Genomic DNA, 9,286 nt, shown 5'->3' on the forward strand with positions numbered 1-9,286 from the left:
GCCGGGCCGGGCCGCCGGACGGCCACCGCGGCCCGCGGCGGCGCGCGCCCGGGCCAGCCCGTCCCGGCGCATCCTGTCGAGGTCCGCGCGCAGCCGGCGGACGGACTCGGAGATGCCGATGAGCCGCTCCACCCAGCCCGCGGGCGGCAGGTCGGTCACCGCGGCCAGCGCACGGCCCAGCTGCACGGCGGCCTCGTCGAGGGTGTGCTCGGCGAGGCCGCCGTAGTGGAGGCGGCGGGCCGCGTCGGCGACCAGCTCGCCGCGGGCGGCACGGCTCGCCGCAGGCGTCAGGCCAAGCTCTGCGAGCAGCCGGGGGGCGAGCTGCGAGGGGTGGCCGTGCAGGAAGTCCTCCCTCCAGTCGACGCATTCGCGGTATCGGGCGAGCCCGGCGTACAGGCGGCTCTGCGACTCGGTCACCGGTCCGACGGGATCCGGTGTCCCGGCCAGTGCGGCGAACGCCTCGGTGGTGGTGTGCGCGAGCTCCGCCCCGGCGCCGGCGGGATCCCACGGGCGGAGGTAGCCGGCGGTGAGCGACTGCCAGAAGGACTCCCGGCCCGGCAGGTCGTCCGCCAACTGCCGGACGGCGAAGCGACGCAGGGACGCGCACTCGCGGTCGACCCGGGCCGGTGGGCTCTGGCCCCGGCTCTGGCGGAACCGCAGGAAGCGGGCCGCGCCGCCCGCCCGCGCGGCCAGCGCCACCCGTCGGGCCGCGCCCATCGGAACGGTCGCGAAGTACTCGTACAGCAGGAACGGCGCGTGGTCGAAGAGCGCCCCGGGGAGCGGCTGCGCCGGGTCCCACGGGCGGTCCTCGCGGCCGGGCAGGCCCGCCCACCGCTCGGCGAACTCCCGGTCGGTCTCACGGGTCTCCATCAGCAGCAGTGTCACGGTCGCCTCCGTCCCAGGGCTTGTCTCGCGCGGCTCATCGGATCAGGTCGCGGCGTCGGGGTACGCGCATCGCAGGGCGGGTCCCCGGAGCACCGGCGACCGACGACGACGCGGCGAGGTGCGTGTCCTGGGGCACCTCCCGGCCGAAGGCCGGGGGAGCGTCGCGCACCCGGCAAGGATCCACAGGAGCCGCCTCAGGCCACGGACTCGGCGCGGTAGGCGCGGAGCAGCACGTCGGGGGCCTGGGCGCCGCCCGGCCCGGATCCCTTCACCAGCCGGTGCCCGAGGTACCGGCCGACCGCCGGCGGCACCCAGCCCGGCACCCCGCCCGACGGCTCCGGGCGGCCCGGCCGCCACGGCTCGGGCGGCTCGTCGAGGCCGAGCGCCAGCAGGCCGTCCAGCCACGGGCGGTGCTGGTCGAGCCAGTCCAACTCGGCGGCGGAGAGGCCGAGGTGCTCGGCCAGACCGTACTGCGGGAGGGCCCGGCGCGAGGCCGCGATCGCCAGACCGACCTGGCACAGGGCCTCGCCCGTGGTGCGCGCCGGGCCGGCGGCCGCCAGGCTCCGGAACTGTTCCGCCAGCACCGCGGGCCCGGGTGTGCGCGGCTCCCGGTGGGCGTCGAGCCAGGGCCGCCAGGACGCCGCCACCGGTGTCGCGGGTGTCCGCCGGTCGCCCCGCCAGGAGGCCGCCCCGGCTTCCGCCGCCGGCCCGGCCGGGGCACCGTGCGGAGCGGTGGCGGGCGGCACGGTCGGCAGGTCGAGGCCGAGCGAGGGGCCCGCGATCCGCTGCCGGGTGGTCCGGATGGCGGCGTGCCAGCTCCCCTCGGGGACCCGGTCGGCCGCGCCCTCGGCACGGTCGAGGTGGTCCAGGGCCAGCGCGCGGACCTCCTCGACCACGCCCTCCCTGGCGAGCAGCTCCGCCACCTCGGACACCGGGGGCCGCGCGGCCGACTCCACCCGCTGCTGCCAGCCGGCCCGCAGGAACGCCACCGTGAGGGGGTAGGAGTAGTGCCCGCGCCGGTAGTCGATCCGCCAGTCCGCCAGGTCGTCGGCGAGTTGGAAGGCCACGTAGTGGGCGTCGTGGGAGGCCTCCAGCCCGGCCAGCGGCCGCTCGTCCCCGCCGAGTACGGCGAGGGCCGCGAGGCAGCCCTTGGCGATCGCGGACTTGCCCGCGTAGACGAGCTCCAACTCGTCCGTGGAGTACGGCTGGAGCAGGCCGCGGTGCCGGGCCTCCTCGCGCAGCACCGCCTGGCAGAAGTGCCCGAAGTAGCGGTCGAAGTGGTCCCAGAACGGGCTTGCGGGCGGCAGCAGCGCGTACAGCCCGTGCAGCGCCTCGCGCTGGAGGAGGCCGCCCAGCAGCAGGCCGCCCCCGGTGCGGGCGGAGGGGCGGTCCAGGACCTCGTCCAGGGCCAGCACGTAGTCGAAGAGGTACGAGCCGCTGACGGACAGCGCCCGGAGCTGCGCCAGCGAGACGCGGGGGAAGGCGGTGTAGAACAGCAGAGGGTAGGTGTAGAAGACCCGGGGGTCGACACCGGTGGCGATCCGCCGTTCGGACGGCAGGCCGGCGGTCGCCGGCAGGCCGTCCACCTGCAGCAGGCGGGCGACCCGGCGCCGCAGCGGTCGCCGGGCCTCCTCCACCACGGCGTTGTCGCCCCGCCATCCGACGTGCCGTTCGACCCGCACCCCGCCGTTCGGCCGTTCGGCTACCACCGGCCCGAGACGACCGTCGTGACGACCGTGGTGACGCCGCTCGCCTGGGCCTCGGCCTCGACCCGCGACTCCAGCTCGACGAGCCCCAGCTCGCCGACCGGAAGATCCTCGAACGGGACCTCCTCGAACGCCAGCTCCTCGAACGGCAGGTCGCCGACGGGCTTGCCGCGCTCCGCCGCCACGTCTCCGGCCATCATGTTCTCCTTCGTCTCGGTGCACCGGTCTCCCGTGCACGACTTCGGTCGGCGGGCCGTGGCCGGGCGGATCCGCCCGGCCGCGGCCCGGTCACCCGGCGACGGTGCCGACCGGCTCCCGCCGCAGCCCCAGCGCCGTCACGTGGCGCTAGGTCAGATGGTGCTTCGCGGCGAACGCGCGCCGCTGCGAGGTGTTGCGGATGACCAGCTCCGGACGGGACAGCAACTGACGGACCGGGTCGCGGATCTCCAGCCGGTCCCCGGGCCGGACCAGCGGGTCGGCGGTGCGCGGGACCGAAACCTCCAGGAAGGCGTAGCCGCGGCCCCGGGACGCCGTCAGGTTCACGAACAGCAGGTCGGACGCTACGCGCTCCACGTCGAGGCCGCCACCGGTGCGCAGCGCGGAGCTCAGTTCCCGGACGTCGTGCTCGAAGGCCCGGAACACCGTCGCGTCCTCGGTCAGCCGGCGCTGCAGGGCGTACCGCAGTTCGACGTACGCCATGAGGTCGCGCAGGACCGGGGCGGACGGTCCGAGCCCGTCCAGGACCTCGGCCGCCAGGTACCGGCACAGGTCCGGGACGAACCCGTAGAGGTAGTAGTCCGGCCGGAGCTGCTCCGGACCGACGTGCCGGTGCTGCCAGCGCGTCCAGCCGGTCAACACCTGACGCAGGTCCGCGCCGGCGGTGCGCAGCCCGATGAACAGCGTCGGGCAGGTGTAGGTGGCGGCGGAGATCGCCTTGGCCAGGTCGCGATCGAGGTGCGGCGTCGGGATGTGGTAGAAGCTCGGGAAGATGTCGGGGTGGCGGGTGACCGTCGCGATCTCCTCCTCGTCCAGCAGGAAGAGCGAGATGTCGGAGCTGTGCCCGTCGAAGCGCAGTTCCTCGCGGTGCTCCTCGTACAGCGGACTGCCCACCAGCGGTGCCAGCAGGTGCATCTGCGCCTGGGTGTCCGGCGAGAGCTCCAGGACGTCGAGCGCGAGGTCGAGCGAGGCGATCGCGTCCTCGGTGGTCTCCTCCGGGAAGCCGACGATCAGGGAGGCGGTGCAGGAGATCCCGCGGTCGGTGCCGGAGCGGACGACCGGCAGGACGGCGTCCGTGCGCAGCCGCTTGCGCACCAGCGGCTGCATCCGCTGGGAGCCGGTCTCGATCCCGAAGAACATCCCGCGGCAGCCGGCGGCGGCCATGGTGGCCAGGAGCTCGTCGTCCACCCGGTCGGTCCGCGCGCTGCACGCCCACTCGAAGCCGTGCCCGCCGTCGAGCAGGGCTTCGCAGAACGCCAGGACCCACCGCCGGTCGACGGTCAGCATGTCGTGCACCAGGTCGAACCGGGTGAATCCGTGGGCGTCCCGCAGGTGCCGCATCTCGGTGATCAGCCGGGCCGGCGACTTGATCCGGTACTCGCGGTTGAAGAACACGTTGGTCGAGCAGAACGTGCACCCGTACGGGCAGCCGCGGCCCGCCTCCACCGGTGCGAGGTCCTGCGGGGTCCGCTCGAAGGGGTACAGGTCGTAGGCGGGGAAGGGCAGTTCGTCCAGGTCGTGCAGCAGGGGGGCGGCGGGTTCGCGCACCGGGCCGCCGTCCGGTCCCCGCCAGGTGGTGCCGGCCACGCCGGCCAGGTCGTCGCCCGCCGCCCACCGGTCGAGCACCCGGACGAGGGACCGGTCCGCCTCGTTGCGCACGACCGCGTCGATCCAGCCGAACTCGCGCAGGGTCGCGACGTCCACCACGGATGCCTGCGGGCCGCCGAGCAGGATCCGCACGCCGGGATCCAGCTCGCGGCACTGCCGGGCCAGCGCCAGGGTCTGAGGGTAGGAGTTGCACATCGTGGTGAGGCCGACGACCTCGGGCCGGGACTCGCAGATGAGCTCCGCCACCTCCCGGTGGAACTCCGGCCCGTCACCCACCCGGCCCTCCAGCAGCGCGAGCGTCGGATCCACCACCACCGGTTCGTGTCCGCTGCGCCGGGCCACCGCGGCCAGCCCGAGGAGGTTCAGCGGCACGTACGGCGAGGGGACCTTGCCGAAGTGCCAGTCGGCGTTGAAGCACGTCACGAGAGCCAGTCGCATCCTCGGCCCACCACACCCTGTCCCGGCCCGGGGGACCGTCGCTGCCGTCGCGTCGAAGAGTCATCCAATCCATCCGCGCACGATGTGCCAGCGGCCACGCCGCCGCTGCTCGGGCGGAGTACCCCGCCCGGCCGTACCGCCGTGGCCGAGGGGGGGCCGACCGGGCGGATGACGCGATCGGGGCCCGTCACCCTCTCAGGAGGGTGACGGGCCCCGACGCCGACCCGTCCGGCGGGCGCCTCGCATCCCGAGGGACCAGGGTGGGCAGCGGGAGGGCCGGTTCACCGGTGGTTCATGAGGCCGCTCTCGTAGGCGGCGATGACGAGCTGGGCACGGTCCCGGGCGCCGAGCTTGGCGAGGAGTCTGCTGACGTGGAACTTGACGGTGGAGTGCGACAGGTGCAGTTCGTCGGCGATCTCCGTGTTGGACATGCCGTTCGCGATCAGGACGAGAACCTCGCGTTCCCGGTCGGTGATCTCGTCGAGGCGGCGGTTCGCTCCGACCGCCACCTGGGGACGCCTGGTGAACTCGGCCACCAGTTTCCGGGTCACGCGGGGGGAGAGCAGGGCCTCGCCGTCCGCGATGACGCCGATGGCCGTGAGGAGGTCCTCCGGCGGGGTGTCCTTCAGCAGGAAGCCGCTGGCGCCCGCGTGGAGCGCGGTGAACACATAGCGGTCGAGGTCGAAGGTGGTGAGGATCAGGATCCGCACCGGTGGTGGGTCGTCGCCGCCGAGCAGTCGCCGGGTGGCCTCGATCCCGTCCATTCCGGGCATCTGGATGTCCATCAGGGCGACGTCGGGCCGTTCCCGTCGGACGACCTCGACCGCCTCGGCTCCGTCGCCGGCCTCGCCGACCACCGTGAGGCCCGGCGTGGTGTCGACGAGGACTCGGAAGCCGGCGCGGACGAGGGCCTGGTCGTCGCAGATCACCACCCGCACGTCCCCGCTCACGCCGATTCCCCCGTGGGGAACCGGGCCCAGACGCGGAAGCCGCCGAGCGGAAGGTGGCCGGCGGCGAAGTCGCCGCCGGAGAGCGCGACCCGTTCCCGCATGCCGATCAGGCCGTGACCGACCTGGCCGCCAGGGCTGTCGGGCGCGACGGCGGGGCCGGGGCGGCCGCCGGGCGGACCGGCGCGGTCGCGGCCCTCGTCGGTCACCTCGATCTCGATGCCGTCCGGGTGGTAGCTGACCTGGGCCCGGGCGCGGGCGGTCGCGGAGTGCTTGACGGAGTTGGTCAGCGCCTCCTGGACAATCCGGTAGCCGGCCAGGTCGATCGACGGCGGGAGCTGCCGGGCGGCGCCTCTGATCCGCAGCTCGACCTGGAGCCCGGTGCGGCCGGTCTGCTCGATCAGTGAGGGGAGGTCGCTCAGTCCGGGTTTCGCCAGGTCCGAGGCGGCCGCCGCGTCGGCGGTGGGTGGTTCCTCCCGCAGCACGTCGAGCAGGGCCCGCACTTCGCGCAGAGCCGTGCGGCTGACCGTCTCGATCGCGGTCAGCGCCTTGGCGGCCTCGTCGGGGTGTCCGGCGATGACGTGGCGGCCGACGCCGGCCTGCACGGCTATCACGCTCATGCTGTGGGCCATCACGTCGTGCAACTCGCGGGCGATGCGCAGACGTTCCTCGATGGCCGTCCGTTGCGCCTCCTCGATGCGGGCCTGCGCCTGGCGTTCCGCCTGGGCCCGCAGCCCGGCGTCGTGGGCGCGCTGTGACCTGATCATCATGCCGGCCGCCCAGAAGGCCACGATCGGCGCGCTCTGTCCCAACCACATCGCGGCCCACGCGGTGTCGAGGAGAACCGGGCCGCGGCCCATCGCCATACCGGCGCCGACGACGGCCTCGGCGAGCACCAGGCCGACCAGGGCCCGGCACCGCGGCTGGGAGAGCGCGAACTGGTAGAGGCAGAACGCGACGGCCAGCGAAGGGAACTTGACGAACCCGTAGGCCGCCATCGTGGCGTACGTCGCCAGCGACACCCCGAGGGCCGACCGGGGCCACAGCCGTTTGGCCGCCACCGCGCAGGCCAGCAAGGTCAACAGCGCGTACCAGCCCCGGAGCGAGAGTCCGGCGGTGGCGAGCTGGGCGTCGGTGGGACGCCCCCACAGCAGGAGCGCGATGCCGACCGCGGCGTCCAGCCCGACGAGTTGGACGCGGGTCAGCCGTTTGGTGAGCGGGGGCCGAAGGTGCACGTCCTGACAGTATGCGCGGGCGCGTGGGCGGGCCATCCGTCTGCGGTCGCATCTTCGGACCTGTACCTGCGGCCAGGTGCGCACACGGTGTCCGGGCCCCGGGCCCGGACACCGACTCCGTGCCGCGGCCTGATCCGGTGGACAGGCCGCGACCGCCATCGTGGAAAGCCGTCCGACACCTGACGGCCTTCGAAGGATGGAGCACCCGCATGACCCTCGACCGAGCACCCGCCCCGGATCAAGCACCGGGGTCCGGCCGGGCACCGGCTCGCGTGCCCGAGCCCGCCGCCCGCGGCGAGAAGATCACCAAGATCCACGGCACGGGCGACGCGAAGGTCACGGCGCTGGACGCGATCGACATCGAGATCGAGGGCGGCGCGTTCACCGCGATCATGGGCCCGTCCGGCTCGGGCAAGTCGACCCTGATGCACTGTCTGGCGGGCCTGGACTCAGTGGACGGCGGCCGGATCTGGATCGGCGACACCGAGCTCACCGCGCTGCGCGAGCGCGAGCTCACCGAGCTGCGCCGCGACCGGATCGGCTTCGTCTTCCAGTCGTTCAACCTCATCCCGGCCTTGTCCGCCCTGGAGAACATCACCCTGCCCATGGCGATCGCGGGCCGCACGCCCGACCGGGCCTGGCTCAACGAGATCGTGGTGACCTTCGGCCTGGCGGACCGGCTGCACCACCGGCCCTCGGAACTGTCCGGCGGGCAGCAGCAGCGGGTCGCCTGTGCTCGAGCCCTCGCGGGCCGGCCGGGGATCGTGTTCGCCGACGAGCCCACGGGGAACCTGGACTCCGAGGCCGGGAGCGAGATGCTGCGGCTGCTGCGCCGGAGCGTGGACGAGCTCGAACAGACCGTCGTCATGGTGACCCACGACCCGACCGCCGCGGCGTTCGCCGACCGCGTGGTCTTCCTCGCCGACGGCCGGGTGGCCGGCGAGCTGCGGTCCCCGACCGCCGAAGCCGTCCTGCGGCGGATGCGCCGAGGCGGGGGGCAGCACGGATGCTGAAGGTGGCGCTGCGCGGCATCCTCGCGCACAAGGGACGGCTTGCGATGTCCTGCCTCGCCGTGGTGCTCTCGGTGGCCTTCGTCACCGGCACGATGATCTTCATCGGCACGGTCAACGGGGCCTTGGACGACGCCGCGGCGGCGAGCGCCCCGGACGCCACCGTCACCGCCCCGCTGCCGGCGGGCACGGGGCCGGCCGAGGCCGGCGACGCGGTGCAGCGGGCCGTGGTCGGTGAGGGCGGCACGCTGCCGGACGCCGACACCCTGGTCGGGACGGTGCGCGCCGTGCCGGGCGTGGCGGCGGCCTACCCCGACGTCACGGTCGACACCGCGACGCTGACCGACTCGCAGGGCAAGGCGATCGACGCGGGCGGCGGGATGTCCGGCTTCGGCGCCAAGAGCAGCATCCCCGTACTGGCAGGCAACTGGGTCGACTCCGACCGGTCGCCGGTGCGGCTCACCGGCGGCCGTGCCCCGCAGGGCCCTGACGAGGCCGTGCTCGACCGCATCTCGGCCGACCGCGCCCACGTGCGGATCGGGGACACGATCCGGGTGGTCGCCGTCCCCGGCACGTTCGAGGCCAGGGTCACCGGCATCGCCGACTTCAAGGCCGCCGGCCAGGGCAACACCCGCATCTACGTCGACACCGCCACCGCCCGGCAGCGGCTGCTCGGCAAACCCGGCGCGGCCACCTCGATCCGGGTGGACGCGGCCGCCGGTGTGACACCCGCCGATCTCCGTCGCGGCCTGGTTGCCGCCCTGGGCGGCGCGGTCCACGTCCAGGCCAAGGATCCGACCGCCGTGAGCCCGGACAACGGGGCCGGTCAGACCACTGACTTCCTCGGCACGGTGATGACGGGCTTCGCGGTGGTGGCCGTCCTGGTCGGCGTGCTCCTCATCTTCAACACCTTCTCGATGCTGGTCGGGGCCCGGACCCGCGAGCTCGGCCTGCTGCGTGCGATCGGCGCGAGCCGCCGGCAGGTGAACCGGTCCGTCCTGCTCGAAGCACTGGCCCTCGGCCTCGTGGGCTCCACCCTCGGCATCGGCACCGGGATCGGGCTGGCCGTCGGGCTGCACGCGGCGATGCCCTCCTTCGGCCTCGACCTGGGCCCGACCCCGCTGGTCGTCGGGCCCGCTTCCGTGCTGGTCGGCTACGCCGTCGGCACCGCGGCCACGTTGGCCGCGGGGGTGATCCCGGCGCGGCGCGCGGGACGCGTCCCACCGATGGCCGCCCTCCGC

The 9,286-nt window shown here is 74.3% G+C and carries 8 protein-coding genes; 2 read left to right on the plus strand and 6 right to left on the minus strand.

The window, feature by feature from the left end; all coding sequences use genetic code 11:
- From AB0E96_RS34035 to AB0E96_RS34060, 6 genes are all read right to left on the minus strand, one after another.
- Positions 1 to 885, minus strand: an 885-nt coding sequence (locus AB0E96_RS34035) for a hypothetical protein (RefSeq protein ID WP_359829660.1), incomplete at its 3' end; no start/stop codon positions are given.
- Between the two features lie 194 nt (positions 886 to 1,079).
- Positions 1,080 to 2,594, minus strand: coding sequence for a class 1 isoprenoid biosynthesis enzyme (locus AB0E96_RS34040; protein WP_359829661.1), 1,515 nt, complete (start codon positions 2,592 to 2,594; stop codon positions 1,080 to 1,082).
- Positions 2,588 to 2,791: a hypothetical protein gene (locus AB0E96_RS34045; RefSeq protein ID WP_359829662.1), complete on the minus strand. Its 204-nt coding sequence runs from the start codon at positions 2,789 to 2,791 to the stop codon at positions 2,588 to 2,590. The genes AB0E96_RS34040 and AB0E96_RS34045 overlap by 7 nt, the downstream gene beginning before the upstream one ends.
- 145 nt (positions 2,792 to 2,936) lie before the next feature.
- Positions 2,937 to 4,853: a radical SAM protein gene (locus AB0E96_RS34050; protein ID WP_359829663.1), complete on the minus strand. Its 1,917-nt coding sequence runs from the start codon at positions 4,851 to 4,853 to the stop codon at positions 2,937 to 2,939.
- Between the two features lie 281 nt (positions 4,854 to 5,134).
- Positions 5,135 to 5,803 carry a response regulator transcription factor gene (locus AB0E96_RS34055; protein ID WP_359829664.1) on the minus strand — a complete coding sequence of 223 codons (669 nt, stop codon included), beginning with the start codon at positions 5,801 to 5,803 and terminating at the stop codon, positions 5,135 to 5,137.
- Positions 5,800 to 7,035: a histidine kinase gene (locus tag AB0E96_RS34060; RefSeq protein WP_359829665.1), complete on the minus strand. Its 1,236-nt coding sequence runs from the start codon at positions 7,033 to 7,035 to the stop codon at positions 5,800 to 5,802. The genes AB0E96_RS34055 and AB0E96_RS34060 overlap by 4 nt, the downstream gene beginning before the upstream one ends.
- Positions 7,036 to 7,244: 209 nt before the next feature.
- Between AB0E96_RS34060 and AB0E96_RS34065 the strand changes: the two genes are divergently transcribed.
- Together AB0E96_RS34065 and AB0E96_RS34070 are read left to right on the plus strand one after the other, a co-directional pair.
- On the plus strand, positions 7,245 to 8,048 hold the full coding sequence (locus AB0E96_RS34065; RefSeq protein ID WP_359829666.1) for an ABC transporter ATP-binding protein: 804 nt from the start codon (positions 7,245 to 7,247) through the stop codon (positions 8,046 to 8,048).
- Positions 8,042 to 9,286 (plus strand): ABC transporter permease (locus AB0E96_RS34070; protein ID WP_359829667.1); only part of this gene is annotated, 1,245 nt, incomplete at its 3' end. The genes AB0E96_RS34065 and AB0E96_RS34070, both read left to right, overlap by 7 nt.

The sequence above is a fragment of the Kitasatospora sp. NPDC036755 genome (assembly GCF_040636595.1).
In the GTDB taxonomy this organism is placed as follows: Bacteria; Actinomycetota; Actinomycetes; order Streptomycetales; family Streptomycetaceae; genus Kitasatospora.